Raw genomic sequence first — 25,232 nt, forward strand, 5'->3', positions numbered from 1 at the left:
GGGGATCTATGAAATCGTCTTTAAAACTGGCTTTACTGTTCTGTGCCCTCGTGGGCTCGGCAAGCGCAGCAACGCCAGACGATGCGCGCAAGGCCCTCGATGCGGCATGCCCAGGGCTCAAAACCTACGCAGCGGATTTGAGGATCGATGCGCCGGCCAAAGGGGCGGCCAGCCTGGATGCCCAACGCGATCGGAAATGGAGCGAGGCTTACACCATCACGGTGCGCGTGAACGACAAGCCATCCGGCAAACTGATCGGCCAATACCGCGCCCAGGGGCAGAGCTGCTACTTCGAGGTGGAGGCGGTCAAGGCGGCTGAAGTGACGGTCGCCAAGTCGGCATGTTTGGCTATTTGCAGAGACAAGCCGTATAGTCCGGGAGGGTTCGGGTATTTCGGTGTTGACGGCGCCGAAGAAGTGAAGCGCTGAGCTATAAATTTAAACCAAGGGAAAAATAATGAGCGAAAACAAACCGCCACCACCGCCACCGCCACCGCCACCGCCACCGCCACCACCGCCACCACCGCCACCACCGCCACCACCGCCGCCACCACCGCCGCCACCACCACCGCCACCACCACCGCCCAGTACGTCGCGCGAGTTCAGCGAGCGGTCGATCAAGTCATCGGATTCGCATGTGATGTTTTCTAGGCCGCCTCCACCTCCTCCCAAAAAGTGACGCGTTATGAGTAAAGCCAAGCCTGCGCCCCCGGCGCCTAAACAGCCGTCGCGATCGTCCGACTCGGGGCGCTTCATAAATGAAAGTGCTCGCGGCCCGGCGCCTCCTAAGAATGTGACGTCGAGTAGGCCCACACCGCCTCCACCTAAGAAGTAACGATGGCTGACCTGCACCAGCGTTGCTGGGACATTCGCTGGCGCTTGATGATGTCCAGCATGTACCACCAGAAAAGGGAGAGATTCCTTGATGGGTTAGACCGCTTCGCCAAGTTTTTGAGCGCTATAGGCGGTGCGGCGGCCTTCGCTCAGATAAAGGCAGATCCAGAATTAAGCATGTGGTTTGCTGGTTCGATAGCCCTGATCTCAACACTCTCGCTGACATATGGCCCGGCTGCAAAGGCGCGACGCCATGCCGAACTTGCCCGCGACTACAAACGTCTTGAGGCCGAGCTAGTCGAATGCGGCAACGACTTCGATGACGCGAAACTAAGCGGATTCGATGCGAAGTTACTACGTTTGGAGGCAAGTGAACCAGCTACCCTCGGCGCGCTAGTCACTCAATGTCACAACGAGTTGTCAGTAGCCTTTGACCATGCCGCCAAGGTAACTCCGTTGCCGTGGTGGCAGCGGCCGCTCAAAAATGTCTTCGACTTCGATCAGTCCCTAGGCAACGTGACGCCGCCGACCAAGCCCGACCAAGCATAAGCTAAAGCGTTTTAATAGACGCCATCGCGCGCACGCGGGAACATCCCGCAGATGCTCGCAAACCAAACACCCATCGCCCGCCAAGTCGGGCAACCGCTGCCACGGTCGATTGACCTGGTTGTCATTCACTGCGCCGCCACTCCCAGCGGCAAGCCGTTGCAGCAGGGCAAGCCCGGCTCGGTGGGCTACATGAACGCGCCCCAGGTCATTGACGCCTGGCACGCTGCCCGCCAATTTCGGCGCCGCCCCGAGGCCGTTCGCGCCTTCAGCTCCAAGCTGCCGTCTATCGGCTACCACTTCATCATCGACCTGACCGGCGAGGTCTGGTCTGGCCGGGCCTTGACCGAGGTCGGCGCGCATGCGGCAGAGTTCAACGCCAACTCGGTGGGCATCTGCCTGGTGGGCGGCGCTGAGCGCGAGGCCAAATACACCGCCGGGCAATGGAAGAGCCTGCAGGCGGTGGTGTCCATGCTGCTGTCGGACTACGGCATCCCCTGCGCCGCGCCCAAGCGCGTGCCCGACAAGACGCGCAAGCTGGGCTACACCATGTTCGGCGGCGTCTGCGGCCACCGCGACCTGTCGCCCGATGGCGATGGCGACGGCCTTGTCGAGCCCTTCGAGTGGACCAAGACATGCCCCGGCTTTGACGTGCGCGCATGGCTGGCACGCGGCATGCAGCCTGAGGTCAGCCAGATCTACCAGGAGCAGCAAGCATGAGAGGACGCACAAACCTTAAACATAGGCAACGGGGCCACGGCGACTACCGGCTGATCATGTGGATCATCTACAGCCTGCCATACATTGCGGCCGCTTTGATCGCGCTGCTCGCCTGGGCATTGTGGAGGTGGCTGAAATGAGCCCCGGACAAAAAGCCTATGCCTCCTACAGCCTGGCGGTTGCCGGCAAGACTTACGACGGCATGCCACTGCTCGACTGGTGGCAGCTAAACGCGGCCACCAAAGCCGGCTGGGCCGCTGCCGAAAACACGCCGGCAGTCAAGCCCTGGTGGAAATCAAAAACGCTGTGGGTAAACGCGGTGGTGCTGGCACTGGCCGCCGCTGAGTCCCAGCTCAATGTTTTGCAGGGCGCATTGCCCGGCGGGTTATTCACCTGGCTGGCCTTCGGGCTGCCGGTCGCCAATGCCGCCCTGCGATTTATCACCAGCACGGCGGTAGGTAAGTCATGACCTGGATGCGCCTGGCCATCATTGCCGCCGTGCTGGCTGCGCTTGCGGCCGGGGCCGCTGCCGTGCGCTCGCACCTGATCGGTGTGGGTGAAGCCCGCACCCAGGCGCGGTGGGACAAGCAAAAAGCCATTGACCAGGCCGAAACCCTGCGCCTGGAGCGTGAGCGCAGCGCCGACCAACTGATCAAGTTTCGTAACGCAGAAAGGATTTCCGATGAACAGGCAAAACGCGTGACGTGTCCACCGCCGGCAGCGATCCCGGATCTATCGCCCTCGCTCAAGGTGCCGCCACCGCAAGAGAGCTTTTTGGAAGCTGCAACCAAGCTTTCCTCGGACTGGCTGCAGAAGCTGACCGCCTCCGGGACCAAGTAGCCGGCCTGCAGGACGACGCGATGTTTGTATGTCGCGCACCCAAACAAACAAACAAACAAAACGGAGAGAGCCCTTGAGCCCCTTTGATCTCATCTCGTGGAAGGTCTTCAATGACATCGCTCATTGGGTGGCGATCATCGCCCTGGGCGTGTGGGGCTACCTGCGCACCAAGGACAACGACAACGTTATCGCCGTGAAGGCCGTCTCCAGTGAGCTGGTGGCCTTCATCAAGGCAAGCACCGATGTCAACGAGCAGCAGAACACCCGCCTCACGGTGCTGGAGGAAGCCGTCAAGCACCTGCCGACCGAGCAGGACATGGCCCATCTGGCCAATGACGTGTCCTCGGTGAAAGCGCAGATCAACGGCCTGGCCGGCCTGCTCGCACGCATGGAGCACCAGATCAACCTGGTGCATGACCACCTACTCAACAACAACAAACACCGATGAGCTTCCAGAAAACCGTCACCGAAGACCGCCGCCTGTCGCTGCTGCTGGTGCTGGCGCAGTCGCAGGGCTACCAGGCCAACGGCTTCCTGCTGCGCGATGCCATTGGCGACATCTACGGCCACAACGCCAGCATCGACCAGGTGACCGGCGACATTGCCTGGCTGGCCGAGCAGGGCCTGGTGACTTCGCGCGTGATCGGCGAGGTGACCCTCGCCACCATGACGGCCCGTGGCGCCGATGTAGCCGCAGGCCGTGCCAGCGTGCCTGGCGTCAAGAAGCCGACGCCTTAAAGGCCTTTACATGGCACCGAAAACCATCGTTAAGCGCAAGCCTTCCCGGCCCAGCTCCATCACCCAGCTTGACCCCAAGATCAAGGAAGCGGTGGACACGGCCGTGCGCGAAGGCCGCACCAGCATCGACCAGCTGGTCGAGCTGATCAATTCCCTGGGCGGCGAGGCCTCACGTTCTGCGGTTGGCCGCTACGTCAAGACAGCCAATGAGCGCATGGAGGAATATCGCCAGGCGCAGCAGATGGCCGCCGTCTGGATGGACAAGATCGGCGCGGAGCCCAAGGGCGACGTGAGCCGCATGCTGCTGGAGATGCTGCGCATGGTGGCCTTCAAGAGCATCAGCGAGACCGAGAGCGCCAGCCCTGAAGACCTGATGTTCTTGAGCAATGCCATCAAGGGCTTTGCCCAGACCGACAAGCTGGTGATCGACAAAGAGTTTGCCATCCGCAAGCTGATCGCGGCCAAGGCCGAGAAGGCCGCCGAAGAAATCACCAAGGGTGCCCGCAAACTGGGTGCGTCTGAAGAGACCATCCAGACCTGGCGCAACAAGGTGCTGGGAGTCGCCGCCCAATGATCCTGCCGAAGCTGGCAGTCGCGGCCGCGATCGCCTTGTCCCCCACGCTGACGCCATTGGCCGAGGCGATCCAGTACCAGGCGGCGCAGCGCTCGCCCGGCATCTTCCTGGACTACCAGGGCAAGTGGGTCACCGACAAGGCCAAGGTCAAGGTGTACGAGAAGTCGCGCCGCATCGGCTTGAGCTGGGGCGAGGCCGAAGACGCGGTGGAATGCGCGGCAGCCGCCACCGGCATGGACGTCTGGTACATCGGCTACACCAAGGACATGGCGATCGAGTTCATTCTCGATTGCGCGCAGTGGGCGCAGCACATGCAGGGCTTCGCGGCCGACATCGAGTCGGGCGAGGAGATCTTCATCGACGGCGAAGAGCGCCAGTCGGTGCTGAAATTCAGCATCACCTTCGCCAGCGGGCACCGCATCACGGCACTGTCATCGACGCCGCGAAACCTGCGCGGCAAGCAGGGCCGTGTGATCATCGATGAAGCCGCCTTCCACACCGACCTGGCCGGCCTGATCAAGGCCGCAATGGCGCTGCTGATCTGGGGCGGCGAGGTGCGCATCATCAGCACCCACAACGGCGACGACAACCCGTTCAACACCCTGGTCAACGACATCCGCGCCGGCCGCGTGCCCTACAGCCTGCACCGCACCACCTTCGATGAAGCCATCCGCGACGGCCTGTACCACCGCGTCTGCCAGCGCCAGGAGATTGAATGGACGGCCGAGGGCGAAGCCAAGTGGGCGGCAACCATCCGCGCGCAGTACGGCGACGACGCCGAGGAAGAGCTGGACTGCGTGCCCAAGAACGGCTCTGGCGCCTTCCTCACCCGCGAGCTGGTCGAAGGCCAGATGCGCAAGGGCTGGCCGGTGCTGCGTGACCAGCGCGCGCCGGCTTTTACTTTCCAGTCTGAGCAGTCGCGCATTTCCACCGTTCTCGGCTGGTGCGAGGACAACCTTAAGCCGCTGCTGGTTGAGTTGCCCAGGAACGAGCTGGGTTTTGTCGGTGGCGACTTTGGCCGCACCGGCGACTTAAGCGCGTTCCTGCCGCTGCTGCAGCGCCAGGACTTGACGCGCTATGCGCCCTTTGCGATCGAGCTGCGCGGCATGCCATTCCGTCAGCAGCTGCAGGTGCTCTGGTATTTGATGGACGGCTTGCACCGCTTTGTCGGTGCCGCGCTGGATGGCCGTGGGCTCGGCTCGCAGATGGCTGAAGAGACGGCGCAGCGGTATGGCCCGGACCGAATTCTCTGCATCATGGCCACGCAGGCCTGGTACCTGGAAAACCTGCCTCCGTACAAAGCGGCGTTCGAGGACCGGATGTTCGAGCTGCCAATGGACGCGGACATTCTGGCCGACCACCGCGTGCCCAAGGTCGTCAAGGGCATTCCGCTGATTCCAGATCTGCGCACCGCCGATGCTCAGAAAAAGAAACGCCACGGCGACACCTTCATCGCTGGCGCCAACGCCTGGTACGCCAGTCGAGTGCTGGCCGGCACCAATGACTACGGCTATGAGGCCGCGCCAGCCCGCCACGGCCGCTGGGATGCACCGCTCAATGACCGCGACAACGATCACGACATGGGCGACTTTCAGCGCGGTGCCTGGTAGGCCAACACAACCGAGAAACAACTATGGCCATCCTTGACCAATTCGGCAAAGCCTTTGAAGACGTAGCCGTGGCTCAGCTCCAGGAGCCGCAGACCGCGCGCCTGGCGCAGCTGCGCTATGAGTTTGAGAACCACCCCAGCCGGGGCCTGACGCCGCCACGCCTGGCAAAGATCCTGCAGGACGCCGAGCAAGGCGACCTGACGGCCCAGCACGAGCTGTTTGCCGACATGGAAGAAAAGGACGGCCACCTTTTCAGCGAGCTGCAGAAGCGCCGCATGGCCGTGCAGCAGCTGGACTGGACTATCGTCCCGCCCAAGAATGCAACGGCCCAGGAGAAGGCCCAGGCCGAGTTCATCACCGAGGTGCTGGAGTCGATGGAGGACTTCGGCGACGTGCTGTTCGACATGACGGACGCGATCGGCCACGGCTTTGCCCCGCTGGAGATGACATGGGGCCGGGTGGACGGCATCCAGATGCCGGTGAAGATCGAGCACCGGCCACAGGGCTGGTTCAAGCTGGCGCTCGATCCAGAGATCGGCCGCAACGAGCTGCGGCTGCGCGACAACAGCGCGGACGGTGAGCGTCTGTGGCAGTTCGGCTGGATCATGCACCAGCACCGGGCGCGCAGTGGCTATGTCTCGCGCAGCGGTTTGTTCCGCGTGTTGACGTGGCCCTTCATTTTCAAGAACTACGCCGTGCGGGATCTGGCCGAGTTCCTGGAGATCTACGGCCTACCGATGCGGCTGGGCACCTACGGCGCCAGTGCCACCAAGGAAGACAAGGCCACGCTGCTGCGCGCAGTGGTCGGCATTGGCCACAACGCTGCCGGCATCATCCCTGCCGGCATGGCGATCGACTTCAAGAACGCGGCGACCGGCGACAACAAAGCCTTCGACTCCATGATCAGCCTGATGGAGCGGACCATGTCCAAGGCCATCCTGGGCGGCACGCTGACCAGCAGCGAAGGCGCCAACGGCACGCAGGCCCTGGGCAAGGTGCACAACGAGGTGCGCACCGAGCTGCGCAATGCCGATGCCAAGCAGATCGCGGCCACCCTCAAGCGCCAGCTGATCTACCCACTCCTGGCTTTGAACAAGGGGGCGACGGACATGCGCCGCTGCCCCAGCCTGGTGTTCGATACCCAGGAGCCGGAAGACCTGAAGCTGTACAGCGAGGCCGTGCCCAAGCTGGTGGACGTGGGCATGCGCATCCCGGCCAAGTGGGCGCACGACAAGCTGAAGATCCCGCAGCCGGCCGAGGGCGATGAAGTCCTGGTCAAGACAGCGCCTGCAGCGGCCGAGCCGACCGACCCCAAGGCAAAACCGAACAATGCGCCCAAGCCTGGCAGTGCCCAACTGAAGGCCCGTGTGCCGGCGGGCGGCCCCGAGGGCGATGAACTGGACGCGCTTGCGGCCGACATGGGCGACGACTGGGAAGAAGTCCTGGGCGAAACCCTGCAGCCAGTCCAGACCGCGCTGGCCGCTGCCAGCACCCTGGAGGAATTCCGCGATGCCCTGGAGGCAGCGCTGAGCCAGGCCAATCCGGCCAGGCTGGCCGAGCTGCTGGCGCGCGGCCAATTCGCGGCCCGCACCTGGGGCCAGCTCAACAAGGTCAAAAAGGCCGATTGATGCGCCAGCCAAACGGCCGTAAACCCGCGCCAGCATTGAAGTTTCCGCTTTGGTGGGCGGCCGTCCGGTGCCCCCAAACCGGGCCACTTCAAATTTCAGGGCCTTTGTGGCGCCTTTCGCCGATCTGGCTACCACCCCCCCAAAAAATCGCCAGCGCGGCTGCTAAAGCGGTCTTTAAAGGGTCTATGCGCCAATTTGGGGCGGGGATGGGCTTGCCTTTTTCGGCTGGTTTTGAGCGGGTGTTGCATTAAATGCCCAAAAAACTGGACTTGAAGCCGGTCCTGAAGGCCGTCAATCCGGAGGAAGCCATCGCCTATTTCCGGCAGAAGGGCTACCGGATCGGCTTCGACTACCGCGACGTCTGGCAGCAGGAACACCAGGCAGCCTTCACGGTCGCCAAGGCGATGCAGCTCGATCTGCTGGCCGAGATCCGCGAGTTCGTGGACGCAGCGATCGCAGACGGCACCACGCTGGCCGTCTTCCAGGAAGAGCTGATGCCGCGCCTGGTCAAGCGCGGCTGGTGGGGCCGCCAGGAGATGGTTGACCCGGACGACGGCGAGACCAAGCTGGTGCAGCTGGGCAGCCCGGGCCGGCTGGAAGTGATCTTCGACACCAACCTTGCCACCGCCTACAGCGAAGGGCAATGGGAGCGCATCGAGCGCAACCAGGAGCTGTTCCCCTTTCTTGAGTACGTGCGCAGCGCATCGGTCAACCCGCGCCACACCCACCTGGCCTATGCCGGCCTGGTGCTGCGCGCCGACGACTCGTTCTGGCAGTCGCATCTGCCGATCAAGGAATGGGGCTGCAAGTGCAGCGTCATCCAGTACACGCAGCGCATGCTCGACCGCGAGGGCCTCAAGGTCGGTAAGGCGCCGCCCGAGGTGATGCGCGAGGTGGTCAACAAGCGCACGGGCGAAGTGATGAGCGTGCCGACCGGCGTTGACCCGGCCTTCCACTACCCACCAGGCGGCCGGCGCGCGCACCTGGAAAAGATGCTGCAGGACAAGACCCAGGCCTTCAAGGCCGACAAAGGCGCCAAGCCATGAACGAGCTAAAGCGCTTTACTAGACGCGTGGTGCGGCATCGCGCGAGGATCAACGCCTCATGAAGAAAACCGCTGTTGCCCTATTGACGTTGGCGCTTGCGCTGCAGGCCACTGCAGACGTGCACCTGTTGCCGGTGGGCGAATTCGTTGGCCGCGACGGCCGTCCAGGAAAGGGCCTTACATGGAAGCTGTCTGACCAACAAGGGCGCACCCTCGCCGCCAAGTTGACCGCCCGCCATGCGCGTGTGCAGTTCAACCTGGACTACGAACACCAATCCATGCTGAGCGAGCAGAACGGCCAGCCGGCACCAGCGTCTGGCTGGGCCACTGCCTTCGAGTGGCGCGACGGCGTTGGGTTGTTTGCCCTGAATGTCCAGTGGACTGCCAAGGCCAAAGAAATGATTGAGGCTGGTGAATACAAATACATCAGCCCCGTCATCGTCTACGACAAGCAGACCGGCGAGGTGATCGACGTGCTCAACGCGTCGCTGGTCAACATCCCCTGTCTCGATCTGAGCCCTGTCGCGCAAGAGCGCGTCGCGCGGCTCAACGCAAGTTTTTCAACCCACCCGGAGCAATCCATGAATGAAGTTCTCAAAGCGCTGCTCAAGGCGCTTGGCCTCCCTGTTACCGACGCCACCACGGCAGAGCAAGCCGTCACGGCCGTTTCCAACCTCAAGGCTGCAGCCATGCCGGCCGACCTGGTGAAGACGCTGGGCCTGGCTGAAGCCGCAACTCCTGCCGAAGTGGTCACTGCTGCTGCAGCTCTGAAAGCCAACGCCGACAAGGCTGCAAGCCTAACCACGGAAGTGGCGACGCTGAAAGCCAGCGGCGCAGGCAGCAACCCCGACCCGACGAAGTTCGTTTCCCTGGAATCCTTCAACGCACTCAACGGCGAGGTTGCTGCCCTGCGCGCTGCAGGTGTGGCAACCGAGGTTGACAAGCTGATCGACCAGGCCCGGGCCGAGGGCAAGTGCTCCCCGGTGGTCGAGAAGGTATGGCGCGACATTGGCAAGGTGGACATTGCCCAGCTCAAGGCGCTGATCAAAGACACGCCGGCCAACCCCGCCCTGGCCGGCCAGACGCAAACCGGCGGCAAGCCTGCCGCAGCGCTTGACCCCAAGGCGCCAGGCACGGCCGAAGAGCTGACCATGTGCAAAAGCATGGGCCTGACGCTTGAGCAGTTCCGCGGCGGCGCAGAGGTTGCCGCCTGACGCGCCCCCACTCAACCCCCTAACTACCTGGAAACAACATGACAGCAATTGCAACAGAGCGCGACACCCAGCGCCGCGCGGGCGACAAGGCCGCTTACCCCGTGCTTGCCGCCACCAAGGTGCTGGCAGGCACCCTGGTGGTACTCACCGCCGCAGGCTACGCCCAGGGCGGCGCGGTGGCGACCACCCTCAAGGCCGTTGGCGTGGCCGACGAAACCGCTGACAACACGCTGGGTGCCAGCGGCGACATCAAGGTGCCGGTGCGCAACGACGGCTGGTTCCGCTTCGCCAACAGCGCAGCGGGCGACCTGATCACCATCGCCGAAATCGGCACCAACGCCTACATCGTGGACAACCAGACCGTCGCCAAGACGGACGGCGTCGCGACCCGCAGCATCGCCGGAAAAATCCGCGACGTGGACGCCACCGGCGTCTGGATCGAGTTCATCTAACCCCCCTCAACTCCTGGAGCAATCAATGAAACGCAGCATTTTTTCTGGTGGTCGCCTGCTGGCGATCGTGGTCTTCGCCGTGCTCGGCGCGGGCATGGCCTTTGCGGGCCATCACCCGGCGCACGCCGGCCTGGCAATGGCGGCAATTTCGATGCCGGCCAACAGCGAGGCCTGGGCGGCCCTGGCTTTCGGCGGGCTGACCATCACGCCGGCCAACCTGACACTGCTCAAGCAGGGTTTTAACGCGGCCTTCAAGGGTGCCTTTACCACGGCAAAGCCGATGTGGGACAAGGTCGCCATGAAGGTGCCGTCCTCGACCAGCGAGGAAATCTATGCCTGGCTTGGCGCGAACACGCAAATGCGCGAGTGGCTGGGTGAGCGGGTGTACCAGAACCTCAAGCTGCACGGCTACAGCATCAAGAACAAGAAGTTTGAAAACACCGTGGCGGTACCCAGGGACGCCATTGATGATGACCAGTACGGCACCTACACGCCGCTGATGGCAAACCTCGGCCAGGACGCGGCGCTGCATCCTGATCAGTTGATCTTTTCGCTGATCGCAGCCGGCACTTCGACGCTGTGCTATGACGGCCAGTACTTCTTCGATACCGATCACCCGGTGGGTCAGTCGGGCGCAGAGGTCAGCGTCAGCAACTACCAATCTGTTGGCGGCAACAACCCCTGGTATCTGCTCGACATCAGCAAGATGCTCAAGCCCTTCATTTTGCAGATGCGCCGGGACTACTCGTTTGTCTCCAAGACGGACCTGACAGACCAGCACGTCTTCGACAAAGACGAATATGTCTTTGGCGTCGATGGCCGGTTGAACGTGGGCTTCGGGCTGTGGCAGCAAGCCTATTGCAGCAAGGCCGCCCTGGACGCAGCCGGCTACGGCGCCGCACGCCAGGCCATGATGAGCGTCAAAAACGATGCCGGCAAGCCGATGGGCATCATGCCCGGCCTGCTGCTCGTTGGCCCCAGCAACGAAAAGGCCGCGCTGGACGTGGTCACCGCCGAGCGCCAGGCAAACGGCGCCAGCAACGTCTACCGCAACACCGCCGTGGTCGTGACCTGCCCCTGGTTGCCTTGAGCGGCCACTGACTGATTAACTCCAGGAGAAAACTTAGATGGCAACCAAGAACCAAAGCCGGGCCGCTGGCCCGGCCACCCGAGGCCTGAAGGTCACAGCCCGCCCGGCGAGCTTTCGCCGGGGTGGCCACACCTTCAGTGGCGAGGCAAAGACGATTCCGCTGAGCGAGCTGTCGGCCGAACAGGTCGAGCAGATCACCACAGACCCCAACCTGGTGGTGCAGGAAGTGGACATCGAGCCGCCCGCCGAGGCGTAGACCGACACAAATAAGCAACTGCAAAGCAGCCAAGCAAAAGCCCCGGTGGGTAACACCACCGGGCCTTTTTTGAGGTTTCAGGAATGTGCTACCCAAGTGTGCATTCCTTAAAGCTTAAACACCCCTTAAAACCAAGTGCCCTACGCCACCGCCACAGAACTGCTGACCCGCTTCGACGCCACTGAGATTTCTCAGCGCGTCGATCGCGGCGTGCCGCGCCTGGTCACCGCCGCGCTGATGATCGCCGTGGCCGCAGGAACCAGCCTGGTGGGCTACCCGGCCGATGCGGTCGCCCGCGCCCAGGCCGGCCTGGTGGTGGTGCAGCGCGCCCTGCAGGATGCCGACGACACCATCAACGGCTACATCAGCGCCAGGTACACCTTGCCGATCGCGCCGGTGCCAGCAGTGCTGCAGCGGGTGGCCTGCGAGCTGGCGCGCTTTTACCTCTATGACGATCAGGTCACGGATCTGATCAAGGACCGCCATGCGGCGAACATCAAGTGGCTTGAAAGCGTTTCAAAGGGCGTCGTCAGCCTGGGCGCGGACGCGGCCAGCGGCGTGCAGCCCGTCAGCAGCGCCGGCGCCGAGCTGGTGACCGGCGGCAAGGTGTGGGGCCGCGAAAGCAGTCGGGGGTTTATATGACCGGCATCGTCATCGAAGCCCGCACCGATGGCCTGGAGGGCCTGGGCGGTGCGTTTGCACGCATGGCCGCGCTCGGCCAGCAGCCCCGCCCGATCTGGGAGGCCATCGGCCAGTACGGCGAAAGCAGCACCCGGCTGCGCTTCAAAAACCAGGCCGGCCCGGACCGCAAGCGCTGGGTGCCCAGCATCCGCGCCCAGGCCAGCGGCCCTGGCCGGACACTTATTCAGAAGGCCAGGCTGCTGCGCAGCATCAGCCACAACGCGGACAACAGCGGCACCAGCTGGGGCACCAACGTGATTTATGCCGGCGTTCACCAGTTCGGCGCTGTCATCAAGGCCAAATCAGCCGGCGCGCTGCGCTTTCGCATGCCGGGTGGCGGATTCGTGACGGTCAAGCAAGTCACCATCCCGGCTAGGCCTTACCTGGGCGTCAATGCCGAGGACGGCCGCGAGATGCTGGCCCTGACCAATGACGCCATCGACCTGGCTGCGCGCAACCGGGGGGGTGCTTGATGCTTGCCGCCGCCGAAAACGCCCTCATTGCCCGCCTGCAAGCGCACCGCGACGTGAAGCGCCTGGTGCGCACCGTGGGCACCCTGCCCAAGGTGACCAGCGATGCGCTGCTCAAGCGCTACCACGCCGACGCGCCTGCCCTTTATATAGTGCCGGGCCGGTTCACGGTGGCGGACAGCCTGGCCACCATGCGTTTTACCGTGGCCGGCGTGGTGCGCAACGTGGCCGGCCAGGAGCAGGCCCGCAAGGGCGACGGCATTGACATTGGCTGCGACGGCCTGGTAACGCTGGCCATACGCGCCCTGCACGACCAGCGGGTGGGCGACTGCAGCTGGCGGGTGACCGGCGGCGAGATGGTCGATGAAGAAATTTTCGACCAGGCCGGCGTGGCCGCGGTGGAGATCACGCTGGAAAGCTGGCCGGTCGAGATCGGCTTTGACTACGGCGAGGCGCAGATCGCCGAGCTGCCGAGCTTCACGCGGGTGCATGCCGACATCGACATTCCCCCGCAGGCCGGCAGCGCCGAGCATGCCAAGTGGCTGGCCACGCCGCCCGACTATTCAACCAGCCGGCCAGACGCCGACCTGGACGTTCAACTCCCTGGAGCACCCTGATGGAACAGATTTTTGTGAAACCCGCACCGCAGCCCGAAGGCCAGCCGGCCCTGAAGGTGCGCAAGCTGATCAACGGCTACCTTGCCGAAGGCGGCGAGCTGGTCAACGCCGAGGGCTACTGGCTGCGCCGCATTGCCGATGGCGATGTGGTGGGCGCCGCGCCGCCTGATGAGCCGCCTGAAGCGCAAGCCGCCAAGAGCGTGCCGCGCATGGTGAAAACCAACGCCTCAAACCTGTAACCCGTTTTAACTGGAGCATTACATGCCGGACAACATCGCGTTCAATACCATCCCGATCGACGTGCGCACGCCAGGCCAGTACCTGGAGGTGGACAACAGCAAGGCGGTGCGCGGCCTGCCGGCCATGAACCGGCGCATGCTGTTCATTGGCAACAAGTTGGCGGCCGGCAGCGCTGCCGCGTTGACGCTGCAGCGCATCAACAGCCCCGCAGAAGCGGCCGCGCTGTTTGGCCGCGGCTCGGTGCTGCACGAGATGCTGGTGATTGCCCGCAACGCCAACAAGGAAAGCGACATCTGGGCAATGGGCCTGGCCGACGACGTGGCCGGCACCGCCGCCACCAAGACCCTCACGGTCACCGGCCCGGCCACGGAGGCCGGCACGCTGGCGCTGTACATCAACGGTGTCAAGATCACCGTTGGCGTGGCGCTCAACGATGCGGCCACCGTGGTGGCCACCGCCATCGCGGCGGCCGTCAATGCCCGCCTGGATGCCCCTGTGACCGCAGCGGCAGCCCTGGCCGTCGTGACCCTCACCGCGCGCCACAAGGGCGCATTCACCAACGACATTGATGCACGCATCAATTACTACCCCGACGAAAAAACGCCGGCCGGGGTGGCCATCGTCATCGCCGCTGGCGTGGCCGGCGCCGGCAACCCCGATGTTGCGCCTGCCCTGGCAGCCATCAGCCTGGAGGCCTACTACACAATCGCCACGCCGTACAACGACGCCAGCAACGTGGTCAAGCTGGAGACCGAACTGGCCGCCCGCTGGGGCGGCATGGACATGCGCACGGGCCATCTGTTCATCGGCATGACCGGCACGCACGCGGCGCTGACCACCTACGGCGCGGCGCGCAACAGCCCGCACAGCACGGTGATGGGTGTAAAAAGCGCGCCATCGCCAAGCTACCACTACGCGGCAGCGCTGGCGGCGGTGTGCGAGTTCAGCGGCGCGATCGACCCGGCGCGGCCTTTCCAGACGCTCAACCTGCCCGGCCTGTTGCCGCCCGCCCTGGGCGACCGCTTCACGCGCCAGGAGCGCGACCTGCTGCTGCGCGACGGCATCAGCACCTTCCTGGTAGACCAGGGCGGCAACGTGCTGATCGAGCGGGTGGTGACCACCTACCAGGTGAATGCCTACGGCATCGACGATGTGAGCTACCTCGACCTGGAGACCAAGTGGACGGTGGACTACATGCGCTTTGCCTTCCGGGCACGCATCGCGCTGCGCTTCCCGCGCCACAAGCTGGCTGACGACGGCACCAGCTTTTCGCCTGGCCAGGCGGTGGCCACGCCGAACATCATTCGCGGCGAGCTGCTCGACGTGGCGCGCCAGCTGGAGCTGGTGGGTGTGCTGGAGGGCTTCGAGCAGTTCAAGAACGACCTGGTGGTGGTGCGCAGCCTGGTGGACACCGGCCGGGTCAACTGCATCTTGCCGCCGAATGTGGTCAACCAGTTCCGCGTGTTCGCCGCGTCGGTTCAATTCATTCTTTAAGAGGGCTTCAACATGACGCAAATTGCAGGCAAGGTATTTGTGACCATCAACGGCCAGCGGCTGCGCAGCAAGGAGGGCGCAAGCCTGGAGACCGGCGGCATCGAGCGCGAGGCGGTCATCAGCGACAGCGGCGTTGATGGCTTCATGGAAAAGCACACCGCGCCCAAGGTGGAATGCAAGGTCAGCCTGACCAATGACGTGCGCCTGGCGGATCTGCAGGCCTTCAAGGACGGCACCCTGGTCTTCGAGACCGACACCGGCCGCACCTACACGCTGATCAACGCGTGGAACGCCAAGCCGCCCAAGCTGGAGAAGGGCGAGGTGTCTCTGGAGTTCGGCGCTGCCGAGTGCCTGGAAGGCTAAACGCCGCAGGCACATGACCGAAGCCACCTGCGGGTGGCTTTTTCCACTGAAACACCCTGCTTTTAAACAGCTTTAAACACCCGGAGTCCATGATGTCTGAGAACCTGATCAAGCCCCTGAAAAAGCCCTGGAAGGTCGGCGGCAAGGAAGCCAGCGAGATTGAAGTGCGGCCGTCCACCATGAAAGACGTGATCGCCGCCGAGCAGCAGGCATCGAGCTTTCAGCCGAACTCGTTCAACGTGCAGATGGCCTGCCTGCAGATCGTGCGCGCGGGCGAGTTCACCGGCCCGTTCGTGGCGAGCCACTTCATGGGCATGAGTCCGAACCGCTTCGGTGAAATTGCCTCGGCCCTGGCGGAGGCCGACCGCCTGGGGGAAGACGCGTAGCCAAGCATAAAGACAAGCTTGGCGGGGTTGCCCTGATAGCCCTGAAATTTCATTGGAGCCGCGCGGAGATCCTGAGCCTGCCGCTGGCAGAGTTTGAGCTGTACCTGAACATCCTCACGAAACCACCTGAATCATGAGCACCACCTACGTTGTCGGCGTCCGAATAGATGGCAGTGCAGCCAGCTATCTGCGCGCCACGCAACAGGCGCTGCAGGGTACCCGCGCTTTTGCCAACGCCGCGCGGGCTGAGTTCCAGCGGCTCAGGGGCTTCATGCAGTCCACCCAGGGGCAGCTTGCATCGCTGGGCCTGGGCGTGGGGCTGGTGCAGACCGCTCGCAACGCGGCGCTCCTGGAAAAAAAGCTCACCCAGGTTCGGCTGACGGCCGGCGCGTCCGTCGCGGAGCAGAGCGAAGCCTACCGCGAGATGTTCACGCTGATCAAAAAGAACGGCGGCGCGATCGAGGACACGCTGGCGGGCTACAACAACCTGATCCAGGCCGGTCTCAAGCACAAGGAAGCGCTGGAGGCCACCAAGGCTGTGAGCCTGGGCAAGGCGGTGACCGGCGCGAATGAAGACTCTCTGAGCGGCGCGCTGACGGTGGGCGCGGCCAACTATGGCTTTGATCTGGCGAAGGCCGGTGTTGCCACGAGCATGCTCGACCGCATGACTGTCGCCGGCCGGCTGGGCAATGCCGAGCTGGAGAACCTTTCGACCATCTTCCCGCGTGTCGCGTCGCGCGCGCAATCGGCGGGCATGAGCTTTGACAAGACGCTGGCCTTCATTGAGGGCCTGTCGCAGATCGAGCGCCAGCCCGAACGCCTGGCCACCCTGGCTGATTCGACTCTTCGCCTGTTCACCAATGCCGCTTATGCCAAGGACGCCGAGAAGGCCACTGGCGTCAAGTTCTTCGGCAAGGACGGTAGCCGGCGCGACTCGATCACGGTGCTGGAAGACATGCGCAAGGGCTTTGTGAAGCTGACCACCGACGCGCAGCGCTTCCAGTACATCAATAAGGCCTTTGGTAAAACCGACCTGGACACCCAGCGCGGCATTTTCGCGCTGCTCAACGGCAAGAGCCTGGGTGAGATCCGCAAATTCGAGGAAGAGATCAAGACTGCGGGCGGCACGCTGCAGCGCGACCTGCCGGCCGCCATTGCCAACGCAGCCGACCAGGCCTCGCGCCTCAAGAACACGCTGCGCGAATCGGCCGAAGGGTTTGCCCGGCCGATCAACGAAACCATTGCCGGCGCGATCAAGTACCTGCTCAACAGCAAGGCCCAGGGTGGCCTGGAGTTGAGCGGTGGTCAGATTGCTGGCGGTGCGGCCGTGGGCGCTGCGGGCGTGTATGCCCTATCGCGCATCCTGCCTGGTGCGGTCGGCAGGATTGTCGGCCGCACGGGCGGCGTGGCCGCTGGCGTGGCCCAGGGCAAGGCGCTGCAGGCCGCTGCCGGCGTGACGCCGGTCTACGTGACCAACTGGTCTGAAATGGGCGGTGGCAGCGGCGCGGCCAGTCTGCTGGGCGTCGGTGGAGCCGCTGCGGGCGGCGCTGCGGCCGTCAGCGTGCTGACCAAGCTCAAGACGCTCGCGGCCCTGGCACCGCTGGCCGGCGCATCCAAGCTGGGCGTGGCCGGCCTGGGCTACACGGCGGCCGGCGTGGGCCTGGCTGGCGCTGCCGGCTACGGCGTGGGCACGGGCATCTACAAATACGGCCTGGAGGGCAACAAGGGCGGCGAAGGCATTGGCGAGCTGGTGGCGCGCTTCATGAGCCTGTTTGGCAATGAGGAGGCCAAACGCTCGGTGGCCATCAATGACGCTTTAAAGAACAGCAAGGTCGGCGGCGAGATCACGATCCGCGCGCTGGGCAACCCGAACCTGGCCGTGCAGGTAGAAGCAAAGCCCTTTACCGGCACCCGGATGAACGCCCTGGGCCAGACCATGCGCGGGGCGGGTGAGTAATGGCCTGGCGCGATGAGATGGGCCGCATCACTCTGCCAGACGGCAGGCAGCTGGTGGCCGGCAGTTTTCGCGGTGTGCCCTTTCGCACGGTGGACGCCGAGATTCGCGTGGGCCGGCGCAACCAGGTCAACGAATACCCGCAGCGCGACCAGCCCTACGTGGACGATCTGGGCCGCAAGGCGCGGCGCTACGCCGTCGAGCTGTACGTCATCGGCGACAACTACTTCGCCGAGCGCAATGCGCTGATCGAGGCGCTGGAGGCCAAGGGCCCCGGCGAGCTGATCCACCCGCGCTACGGCGCGCTGACGGTTTCGGTCGATGGCGATGCCGGTGTCAAGGAGTCGCCTGACCGTGGCGGCATGGCGCGCATCACGGTCACCTTCGTCGAGGACGCGGCGAACAACTTCCCGAAGTCGGTGGACGACACGGTCTCGCAGGTCGAGATCAGCGCCAACGCGGCCGACGATGCGGCCGAGGCGGACTTCGCGGAAGAGTTTACGGTCGAGGGCATCAGCGTGCTGGCCACCGAGGCGATCAAGGGCCTGACATCGAGCGTGGCCGGACTGCTGGAGACGGCGCGGCTGGCGACCAGCGTTGGCGGCCTGGCCACCATCGTGCGGCTGGTGGGCGGCCTGACCGGCAACCTGGCGGCGCTGATCCGCACGCCCGTGGTGCTGGTGCAGGGCCTGCGCGGCATTTATGCCCAGCTGGTGCAAGAGGTGAGCCGGCCGCTTTCGGCCATCGCCGAGCTGCAGCATGTGTTTGGCGGCAACACCCGCTCGCCGGCCGTGGCCTTGAGCGGCTCCAGCCGCGCGCGCAGCCTGTCCAATGACACCGCCAGGGCCGATCTGCAGCGCCGGCTGAGCTTGAGCAACCAGGCCCGCCTGCTGGCCGTGGCGATTACCAACACCGACGTGGTGGCCACCAGCGACCAGGCCACGGCGCTGCGCGATGCCCTGGTGGCGCAGATCGATGCCGAGCTGGAAGTGAACGACCCGCCGGCAGCCGTGGCCAAGGCCTTGACGGCCATGCGCGCGGCCGTGGTGCGCGACGTGGCCGCGCGCAGCGAGTTCTTGCGGCGCCGGTCTACCTACACGCCGCAGGCCGTGTTGCCGGCCGTGGTGCTGGCGCACCGGATCTATCAGGACGCGGCCAGAGCCGATGAGCTGGTGGCGCGCAATGGCGTGGCGCACCCGGCCTTTGTGCCGGCGCGGCCGCTGGAGGTGCTGCGGTGATGACCGGCCAAAACGAATGCACGCTGCTGATTGACGGCAAGGCTTATGGCGGCTGGACGCGCCTGGAGGTGCAGCGCGGCATTGAGCAGATCGCGGGCGGCTTCGTGCTGCAGCTGACCAGCCGCTACCCCGGCGTGGATGTGCCGATGCAGCTGCGCGAGGGCTTGCCCTGCGAGGTGCGCCTGGGCGATGACCTGGTGATATCGGGCTACACCGACGATTACGAGACCGACGACACCGCGACCAGCTCCAGCGTGCGCCTGTCGGGCCGTGACAAGACGGCCGACCTGGTGGACTGCTCGGCCATCTACAAAAGCGGCCAGTGGCGCGGCGTGAAGCTGGAGCGGATCGTGGCCGACATTGCAAAGGACTTCAAAATCAAGGTGGTGGTTTCGCCGGGCCTTGATACCGGTGAGGTGTTCAAGCGCTTCGCCCTGGAAGAAGGCGAGAAGGCCTTTGACGCGATCGACCGGGCTTGCAGGCTGCGCGCGGTGCTGGTCACCAGCACGCCCGACGGGAACCTGCTGATCACCACTGCCAGCACGGTGAGCAGCGGCGTTCGCCTGGAAGAAGGCGTGAACATGACGAAGTTCAATTCAAAACACTCCTGGAAAGAACGCCACAGCGAGATCATTCTCAAAGGCCAGGTGCCGGGTGATGACCAGGAAAACGGCGCGGCCGCCGCGCACCTGAAGGCGTCCGCCAAGGACGCGGAAATCTCCCGGTACCGGCCGCTGGTCGTGATCGCCGAGCACGGCACCAGCAACAAGTCCCTGGCCGATCGCGCCGCCTGGGAGGTCAAGGTGCGCATGGGCCGGGGCAAGCGCGGCGGCTGCACCGTGGTGGGCTGGCGCACCGGCAAGGACGGCCAGGAGGGCGCGCTGTGGCAGCCCAACACGCTGGTGCATGTGACTAGCGAGCGGATGAACCTTGATGCGGATCTGCTGATTGTGAGCTGCAGCTACCAGTTCACCGAGCAGGGCAGAATCACCGACCTGACCTTTGCCCGGCCGGAGGCCTTCCAGCTGGTGGAAGGCATCGGCCGCAGCAAGCTCAATGCGAAGCTGAGCGACAAGACCCAGAAAGAGAAAAAGAAAAAGGGTGACGGCTTCACACCCAGCTGGGAGCTGGCGCCACCGAATCCGCGCGACACCAGGGGCGCACCATGAGCATCGGCGACCGCGTTCGGGGCATGATCAGCCGCGCTGTGATCAGCCTGGTCAACGATGCCGCCAAGCTGCAGGCGCTGCAGGTCACGCTGCTGGCCGGCCAGACGCCCGACGATGCAGAGCACTTCCAGCATTACGGCTTCACGAGCGTGCCCCATGCCGGCGCGGAGGGCATTGCGCTGGCGATTGGCGGCAGCACCGGCCACACCGTGATCATCAATGTGGATGACCGGCGCTATCGGGTCAAGGGTCTGCCAAATGGCGAAGTGGTGGTTTACGACGACCTGGGCCACAAGGTGCATTTGACGCGTGCCGGCATCGTGATCGATGGCGCCGGGCAGGACATCCGCTTCATCAATACGCCCACGGTCCGTGTAGAGGCTAACTTGCACGTCACCGGCGCCATCACTGCGGTGGGCAATGTGACCGGTGCCGGCATCTCCCTGCAGGGCCATGTCCACGGCGGCGTGCAGGCAGGCGCGGCACAGACCGGCACGCCGGTCTGACTAAACCGTTTTAAGAGACACAAGACTCCCCTTTGCCCACACTCGCACGATGGACCTGGCACTCATCTACAACCCGCAGCTGCAGGCCTTCGACATTGCGGTCGATGGCACAGACCTGGCGGCCGAGGACACGCTGGCCAGCGCGGTGCTGGTCTCGCTGCTGTGCGACCGCCTGGCTGCGGCCTACGAGGTCAACGCCGGCGAAGACCGGCGCGGCTGGTGGGCCGACGCCTTTGCGGACAACCAGCACCTGACCGGCTCGCGCCTGTGGCTGCTGGAGCGCGAGAAGCAACTGCCTGGCGTGGTACTGCGTTGCAAGCAGTACTGCGAAGAGGCGCTGCAATGGATGGTCGATGGCGGCCTGGCCTCGGCCATCACGGTGGCAGCTTTTGTGCCGCGCACTGGCTGGCTGGCGGCGCTGATCAAGTTCCACGTCAACGGCCAGACCCGCAGCTTCCGTTTTGAGTTTGACCAGGCCCGCCAGGTCTGGCGTCTTGCCGGGGAGGGCTTTTAAATGCCGATTGAACGCGACACGCTCCCGCAGCTGATCGACAAGGGCGCAACCGAATTCGAGAGCCGCCTGCCTGGCGTGCTGGCCCGCGTGCGCAACAGCATGGTCGGCGTGCTCAACCGCGTTGTCGCTGGTGCGCTGAGTACTTTGTACAAATATGCGGAATACCTCAACGACCAGGTGTGGCCTGACAGGGCGGCGCCTGAGTTTCTGCCGCTGCACGGCGCGCGCTGGGGCACGCCACAGCTGCCAGCCAATGCCGCCACCGGCACCGCAGGCTTCGCCGGCATCAACGGCTCTGTGATCGCCCTGGGCACCGTGGTGCAGCGCTCTGACGCGGTGCAGTACGCGACCACGGCTGAGGGCGCGATCGCGGCCGGCGTGGCAAGCATCCCTGTGGAGGCGGTTGAGCCGGGCCAGCTTGGCAATGCGGTCATCGGCACCGCGCTCACGCTGATATCGCCCATCGCCGGTGTGAACGCTGTCGCCAGCGCTCAGACTGCCCTTGCAGGCGGCGCAGACCTTGAGGCCATCGAGCCTTGGCGTGCGCGCATCCTGTCACGCATCCGCAAACCTCCCCAGGGCGGCGCTGACTACGATTACGAAGGCTGGGCGCTTGAGGTGCCCGGCGTCACGCGCGCCTGGGTCTACCCTGGCGAGCAGGGCGCGGGCACGGTGGTGGTGCGCTTCGTGCGCGACGACGACGCATCCATCATTCCCGATGCCGGCGAAGTGGCGGCTGTGCAAACGGCCATTGACGCGGTCCGGCCAGTGACGGCCACGACCTATGTGGTCGCGCCCATCGCCACGCCGCAGAACTACACGATCCAGCTGCTGCCAGACACTGCGGCTATCCGCGCTGCGGTGGAGGCAGAGCTGCTCGCCTTGTATCGCCGCGCGGGCAAGCCAGGCGGCACCATGCTGATCAGCCAGGAGCGCGAGGCAATCTCTGTCGCCGCCGGCGAGACCGACCATGTGCTGACCGTGCCCGCCGCCAACCAGGCGCACACCACGGGCCAGTTGCCCATGCTGGGAGTCATCACATGGGTGTGACCTTGCAGGCCTGGCTCGCCGCGCTGCAGGCCATGCTGCCGCCAGGCCGCGCCTTCACGCGCGAGCCGGACGGCAACCTCACCAAGTTGCTGAGCGCCATCGCCGCGATGTTCCTTGCCGCTCAGCTAAAACTCGAAGCCCTGCTCGACGAAGCAGACCCGCGCCGCGCGACCAGCATGCTGCCCGATTGGGAGCGCATGCTGGGCCTGCCGGACCACTGCACGCCGGCCGATCAATCTACTTTTGAACGTCAGAGCGCTGCCTATCAGCGCCTGGTCGAGCAAGGCGGCCAGTCAGCCGCCTACTTCACCGGCCTGGCTGCGCTGCTGGGCCAGCCGGGCTGCACGGTGACAGAGCTGCGACCGATGAACTGCAATGACGATTGCAATGACGCGCTGAACAGCCCTGAGGACCGTTTTAACTGGCGGCTCAACATCCCCGCGCCATCCATCGGCGCACGGCCGATGAACTGCAATGACGACTGCAGCGACCCTCTTGACTTTTACACGCCATCTTTGATCGAGTGCCCGATCAAAGAGCGCAAGCCCGCCCACACCAACGTATTTTTTGTCTACACGGCATAAGGAGCCTGACCAATGGATCGCATCAACACAGCATCTAAGGCCGTTGACCTTTTCGGGGCCGGCAAGCATGGCTGGAAAAACAGAAATGTCGCCACGGGCGTTGAGCCGACTGATTTCAACGCTGAGTGGTGCAATGGTGTGCAAGAGGAAGCGCTGGCCATCATCGAGGGGGCCGGGATTGTGCCTGATGCTGCTGTTCGGACGCAGGTCCGCCAGGCCATCAAGCGCCTGACAGGCGGCAACGTCACCACGGTCAACTTCGCGGCCAGTCCGTTCGCGCTGACCGCCGATCATGCCGGTCTGGTGCTGGTGGATGCGGCGGCGGGTAACGTGGTGATCAACCTGCCAGCGGCCAACGTCATTGCGGCCAAACTGGAATTCAGTTTCGTTCGTTCTGATGCCACGGCCAACACAGTGACAGTTAATCGTGCTGGCGCGGATAGCTTTCTTGGCGGCGCGACCAGCTTCACGCTGACAGGTCAAGGTGGCCATCGGACTATTGCGGGCGATGCGACCAGCAAATGGATAGGAACTTCATTACAAGACGTTAATCCAGGAGTAATTTTTGCCTATGCGGGTACCACTGCGCCCGCTGGCTCAATGATTTGCCCGATCGCTGCCACCAACGTTTCGCGAGCTACTTACTCAGCGCTGTTTGCTGCTATTGGGACCACATGGGGTGTTGGTGATGGGGCGACAACCTTTGGCATCCCGTGGTTCCCTGCAGACTACTCGCTGCTTCAAGCCAACTCCAACGTTGGTACGCAGTCTGTTGGTGCTGTGATCGCCCACGTTCACACAACCGGCGTGAATAGCATGGCGGGCAACAACGGCGGCACCGGTCCGGGCACCTCTTGCTGATTTGTGTTCAGTTTTAAGGGGTGGTAGATCATGACTTCAAAAACAGTTTTCCTGTACGACAAAGATGGCGAATTTAAAGGCCGCTATGAGGCTCAAGAGAGCCCGCTAGAACCAGGCGTGTATATCCAGCCGACCAGTTCGACCCGCATCGCGCCGCCAGTTACGGGCCCAAACGAGGTGGCGATTTTCAGCGCTGGTGCATGGACGGTGCAGCCTGACTACCGTCGCGCTGAGCTGTACGCCACAGTCGATGGGTCTTTAAAAACTGTCGATTCAATTGGGCCGTTGCCCGTGGGAGTGACGGACAAGCCGCGTCCGTCGAAAAACCACGTCTGGCAGGGCGGTGACTGGGCTGTTGACCTTGCGCAACTCAAGGCTTCCAAAAACACCGAGATCAACGCATGGCGGCTCAAAGCCAACCGCAGCACGTTCGCTCACGGCGGCAAGGTGTTCGCTTGCGATGAATTGAGCCGAAGTGACATCGACGGCGCGAACGGTCAGATCAGCAATCTAGGCGCGCTGCCTGCGGGCTGGCCAGGCGGCTGGAAGGCGGTGGACAACACCTACCTGCCCATCACGACGGTGGCCGAGTGGAAGGCGTTTTACGGCAGCATGTTTACCGCTGGCGCCACCAACTTCGCACGCGCGCAGGAGCTGAAAGCAAGACTTGCCGACGCCACCACGCCGGAGCAAGTCGCGGCCATCGTCTGGTGACCCGTGATGAAGCTTGTCTTCATTTACGGCAATCGATTCAATTCCCGGCTGACCAAGCTGTTCACCGACTCGACGTGCTACCACGTCGGGTTTACGGACGGCGTCAAGTTTTGGGACATGAACTTGATCAGACGTCGCCGCTTGTGGCCGCTGTACCCGGCTGAGCGCACCATCGTCGTCGAGTGCCCGGTGCCCATGACGGCTGAGTACTTGGACCGCCAGCTGGACACCGATGAGTCGCATTACGGCGTGCTGGACTACCTGCTGTTTGGCTTGCGCGGGCTTTACCACCTGGTCGGCAAAAGCACGCGCAATGCGGGTGGGGTGATCTGCAGCGAGATGGTGGCCAATGACCTGGCGGCCAACGGCTGGGACCGGCGCTTTGTCGAGGTGCCGTCGCCCGCCGATCTGGAGCTGGTGATTTTGGGGAGCAGGGACGCCTTGAGGGCCAAGCAGCTGGAGGCCGCGTCGGTCGCGGGCTGATCAAAAAAAGACAGGGCGAAGGCCTGCGGTGCGTCAACACCTCAAGCCCCCGCCTCCTACCGTGAATGCACACGGATTCGACCGAAGACCCTGCCACCTGTACAGGCGGGGCCATCATAAGGGCGATCCATGCAACCGAAGTTTGAGGTAATTAGGTGCGGTCATTGCCACCGCAAGCTGGGAGAAGGCACCTTCTCCCGTTTGGAGATCAAGTGCCCGCGCTGCAAGGGGCACAACAGTTTGAGAGCCAGCGCAGCTGATCACAGCAGCCCGAGTACCACACCAGCACGCCACCGAGCGTCATCTGAAGACGGAACCAAAGATGACGACAAATCGGGAGCGGCTAAAGCTCTTTAACAATT

At 64.0% G+C, this 25,232-nt stretch carries 34 protein-coding genes; 33 read left to right on the forward strand and 1 reads right to left on the reverse strand.

Features of this window, described 5'->3' with window-relative positions; translation table 11 throughout:
• Window positions 1–8: 8 nt before the first annotated feature.
• The gene (locus B7X65_RS21760; protein WP_293596342.1) at window positions 9–428 is read left to right on the forward strand and encodes a hypothetical protein; all 420 of its coding nucleotides are present in this window, start codon (window positions 9–11) and stop codon (window positions 426–428) included.
• A gap of 9 nt (window positions 429–437) precedes the next feature.
• On the opposite strand, the gene B7X65_RS21765 is transcribed toward B7X65_RS21760, so the two are convergent.
• On the reverse strand, window positions 438–620 hold the full coding sequence (locus tag B7X65_RS21765) for a hypothetical protein (protein ID WP_293596343.1): 183 nt from the start codon (window positions 618–620) through the stop codon (window positions 438–440).
• Between the two features lie 216 nt (window positions 621–836).
• Between B7X65_RS21765 and B7X65_RS21770 the strand changes: the two genes are divergently transcribed.
• The 32 genes from B7X65_RS21770 to B7X65_RS21925 all read left to right on the forward strand — a co-directional run bounded on the left by B7X65_RS21770 (window position 837) and on the right by B7X65_RS21925 (window position 25,227).
• On the forward strand, window positions 837–1,382 hold the full coding sequence (locus B7X65_RS21770; RefSeq protein ID WP_293596344.1) for a hypothetical protein: 546 nt from the start codon (window positions 837–839) through the stop codon (window positions 1,380–1,382).
• 51 nt (window positions 1,383–1,433) lie between these two features.
• Window positions 1,434–2,099, forward strand: coding sequence for an N-acetylmuramoyl-L-alanine amidase (locus B7X65_RS21775; protein WP_293596345.1), 666 nt, complete (start codon window positions 1,434–1,436; stop codon window positions 2,097–2,099).
• A 136-nt stretch (window positions 2,100–2,235) separates the two neighbouring features.
• Window positions 2,236–2,568, forward strand: coding sequence for a hypothetical protein (locus tag B7X65_RS21780; RefSeq protein ID WP_293596346.1), 333 nt, complete (start codon window positions 2,236–2,238; stop codon window positions 2,566–2,568).
• Window positions 2,565–2,939 (forward strand): hypothetical protein, encoded by a 375-nt coding sequence (locus tag B7X65_RS21785; RefSeq protein ID WP_293596347.1) that lies wholly within the window; start codon window positions 2,565–2,567, stop codon window positions 2,937–2,939. Before B7X65_RS21780 ends, B7X65_RS21785 begins: the two co-directional genes overlap by 4 nt.
• 73 nt (window positions 2,940–3,012) lie before the next feature.
• Complete coding sequence (locus B7X65_RS21790; RefSeq protein WP_293596348.1) at window positions 3,013–3,387, forward strand: DUF2730 family protein; 375 nt, start codon at window positions 3,013–3,015, stop codon at window positions 3,385–3,387.
• Window positions 3,384–3,677 carry an ArsR family transcriptional regulator gene (locus B7X65_RS21795; RefSeq protein ID WP_293596349.1) on the forward strand — a complete coding sequence of 98 codons (294 nt, stop codon included), beginning with the start codon at window positions 3,384–3,386 and terminating at the stop codon, window positions 3,675–3,677. Before B7X65_RS21790 ends, B7X65_RS21795 begins: the two co-directional genes overlap by 4 nt.
• A gap of 10 nt (window positions 3,678–3,687) precedes the next feature.
• Window positions 3,688–4,251 (forward strand): phage protein Gp27 family protein, encoded by a 564-nt coding sequence (locus tag B7X65_RS21800; protein ID WP_293596350.1) that lies wholly within the window; start codon window positions 3,688–3,690, stop codon window positions 4,249–4,251.
• Window positions 4,248–5,861, forward strand: a complete 1,614-nt coding sequence (locus B7X65_RS21805; RefSeq protein ID WP_293596351.1) for a hypothetical protein — start codon at window positions 4,248–4,250, stop codon at window positions 5,859–5,861. Before B7X65_RS21800 ends, B7X65_RS21805 begins: the two co-directional genes overlap by 4 nt.
• Window positions 5,862–5,884: 23 nt before the next feature.
• Window positions 5,885–7,489, forward strand: coding sequence for a DUF935 domain-containing protein (locus tag B7X65_RS21810; protein ID WP_293596352.1), 1,605 nt, complete (start codon window positions 5,885–5,887; stop codon window positions 7,487–7,489).
• 251 nt (window positions 7,490–7,740) lie between these two features.
• Window positions 7,741–8,535, forward strand: coding sequence for a phage minor head protein (locus B7X65_RS21815; protein WP_293596353.1), 795 nt, complete (start codon window positions 7,741–7,743; stop codon window positions 8,533–8,535).
• 58 nt (window positions 8,536–8,593) lie between these two features.
• The gene (locus tag B7X65_RS21820) at window positions 8,594–9,748 is read left to right on the forward strand and encodes a phage protease (RefSeq protein ID WP_293596354.1); all 1,155 of its coding nucleotides are present in this window, start codon (window positions 8,594–8,596) and stop codon (window positions 9,746–9,748) included.
• Between the two features lie 38 nt (window positions 9,749–9,786).
• Window positions 9,787–10,200, forward strand: a complete 414-nt coding sequence (locus B7X65_RS21825) for a hypothetical protein (protein ID WP_293596355.1) — start codon at window positions 9,787–9,789, stop codon at window positions 10,198–10,200.
• 25 nt (window positions 10,201–10,225) lie between these two features.
• On the forward strand, window positions 10,226–11,290 hold the full coding sequence (locus tag B7X65_RS21830; RefSeq protein ID WP_293596356.1) for a Mu-like prophage major head subunit gpT family protein: 1,065 nt from the start codon (window positions 10,226–10,228) through the stop codon (window positions 11,288–11,290).
• Between the two features lie 37 nt (window positions 11,291–11,327).
• Window positions 11,328–11,546, forward strand: coding sequence for a hypothetical protein (locus B7X65_RS21835; RefSeq protein WP_293596357.1), 219 nt, complete (start codon window positions 11,328–11,330; stop codon window positions 11,544–11,546).
• A gap of 135 nt (window positions 11,547–11,681) precedes the next feature.
• Window positions 11,682–12,188 carry a phage protein Gp36 family protein gene (locus tag B7X65_RS21840; RefSeq protein ID WP_293596358.1) on the forward strand — a complete coding sequence of 169 codons (507 nt, stop codon included), beginning with the start codon at window positions 11,682–11,684 and terminating at the stop codon, window positions 12,186–12,188.
• Window positions 12,185–12,700, forward strand: a complete 516-nt coding sequence (locus B7X65_RS21845; protein WP_293596359.1) for a phage virion morphogenesis protein — start codon at window positions 12,185–12,187, stop codon at window positions 12,698–12,700. Before B7X65_RS21840 ends, B7X65_RS21845 begins: the two co-directional genes overlap by 4 nt.
• A complete protein-coding gene (locus tag B7X65_RS21850) occupies window positions 12,700–13,314 on the forward strand; it encodes a phage protein Gp37 (protein ID WP_293596360.1) in 615 nt (204 codons plus the stop codon). The genes B7X65_RS21845 and B7X65_RS21850 overlap by 1 nt, the downstream gene beginning before the upstream one ends.
• On the forward strand, window positions 13,314–13,553 hold the full coding sequence (locus B7X65_RS21855; RefSeq protein WP_293596361.1) for a DUF2635 domain-containing protein: 240 nt from the start codon (window positions 13,314–13,316) through the stop codon (window positions 13,551–13,553). Before B7X65_RS21850 ends, B7X65_RS21855 begins: the two co-directional genes overlap by 1 nt.
• A gap of 22 nt (window positions 13,554–13,575) precedes the next feature.
• Window positions 13,576–15,048 (forward strand): phage tail sheath subtilisin-like domain-containing protein, encoded by a 1,473-nt coding sequence (locus tag B7X65_RS21860; protein ID WP_293596362.1) that lies wholly within the window; start codon window positions 13,576–13,578, stop codon window positions 15,046–15,048.
• A 12-nt stretch (window positions 15,049–15,060) separates the two neighbouring features.
• On the forward strand, window positions 15,061–15,411 hold the full coding sequence (locus B7X65_RS21865) for a phage tail tube protein (protein WP_293596363.1): 351 nt from the start codon (window positions 15,061–15,063) through the stop codon (window positions 15,409–15,411).
• Window positions 15,412–15,503: 92 nt separating this feature from the next.
• The gene (locus B7X65_RS21870) at window positions 15,504–15,797 is read left to right on the forward strand and encodes a phage tail assembly protein (protein ID WP_293596364.1); all 294 of its coding nucleotides are present in this window, start codon (window positions 15,504–15,506) and stop codon (window positions 15,795–15,797) included.
• 133 nt (window positions 15,798–15,930) lie between these two features.
• Window positions 15,931–17,754 carry a phage tail tape measure protein gene (locus B7X65_RS21875; RefSeq protein ID WP_293596365.1) on the forward strand — a complete coding sequence of 608 codons (1,824 nt, stop codon included), beginning with the start codon at window positions 15,931–15,933 and terminating at the stop codon, window positions 17,752–17,754.
• A complete protein-coding gene (locus B7X65_RS21880; RefSeq protein WP_293596366.1) occupies window positions 17,754–18,989 on the forward strand; it encodes a DNA circularization N-terminal domain-containing protein in 1,236 nt (411 codons plus the stop codon). The genes B7X65_RS21875 and B7X65_RS21880 overlap by 1 nt, the downstream gene beginning before the upstream one ends.
• Complete coding sequence (locus B7X65_RS21885; protein ID WP_293602774.1) at window positions 18,989–20,158, forward strand: phage baseplate assembly protein; 1,170 nt, start codon at window positions 18,989–18,991, stop codon at window positions 20,156–20,158. Before B7X65_RS21880 ends, B7X65_RS21885 begins: the two co-directional genes overlap by 1 nt.
• Entirely contained in the window at window positions 20,155–20,664 is a 510-nt protein-coding gene (locus B7X65_RS21890) for a phage baseplate assembly protein (RefSeq protein ID WP_293596368.1), read from the forward strand. Before B7X65_RS21885 ends, B7X65_RS21890 begins: the two co-directional genes overlap by 4 nt.
• A gap of 49 nt (window positions 20,665–20,713) precedes the next feature.
• Entirely contained in the window at window positions 20,714–21,178 is a 465-nt protein-coding gene (locus B7X65_RS21895) for a phage GP46 family protein (RefSeq protein WP_293596369.1), read from the forward strand.
• Window positions 21,179–22,228, forward strand: coding sequence for a baseplate J/gp47 family protein (locus B7X65_RS21900; protein ID WP_293596370.1), 1,050 nt, complete (start codon window positions 21,179–21,181; stop codon window positions 22,226–22,228). It abuts the gene before it with no gap.
• Complete coding sequence (locus B7X65_RS21905) at window positions 22,219–22,812, forward strand: putative phage tail protein (RefSeq protein WP_293596371.1); 594 nt, start codon at window positions 22,219–22,221, stop codon at window positions 22,810–22,812. Before B7X65_RS21900 ends, B7X65_RS21905 begins: the two co-directional genes overlap by 10 nt.
• 12 nt (window positions 22,813–22,824) lie before the next feature.
• Window positions 22,825–23,673: a phage tail protein gene (locus B7X65_RS21910; protein ID WP_293596372.1), complete on the forward strand. Its 849-nt coding sequence runs from the start codon at window positions 22,825–22,827 to the stop codon at window positions 23,671–23,673.
• 30 nt (window positions 23,674–23,703) lie between these two features.
• Window positions 23,704–24,387 (forward strand): DUF4376 domain-containing protein, encoded by a 684-nt coding sequence (locus B7X65_RS21915; RefSeq protein ID WP_293596373.1) that lies wholly within the window; start codon window positions 23,704–23,706, stop codon window positions 24,385–24,387.
• A gap of 6 nt (window positions 24,388–24,393) precedes the next feature.
• Complete coding sequence (locus B7X65_RS21920) at window positions 24,394–24,870, forward strand: hypothetical protein (protein ID WP_293596374.1); 477 nt, start codon at window positions 24,394–24,396, stop codon at window positions 24,868–24,870.
• A 129-nt stretch (window positions 24,871–24,999) separates the two neighbouring features.
• On the forward strand, window positions 25,000–25,227 hold the full coding sequence (locus B7X65_RS21925; RefSeq protein WP_293596375.1) for a Com family DNA-binding transcriptional regulator: 228 nt from the start codon (window positions 25,000–25,002) through the stop codon (window positions 25,225–25,227).
• Window positions 25,228–25,232: the final 5 nt, after the last annotated feature.

Origin of the sequence: Polaromonas sp. 39-63-25, assembly GCF_002278925.1 — a bacterium.
Lineage (GTDB): Bacteria > Pseudomonadota > Gammaproteobacteria > Burkholderiales > Burkholderiaceae_C > Polaromonas.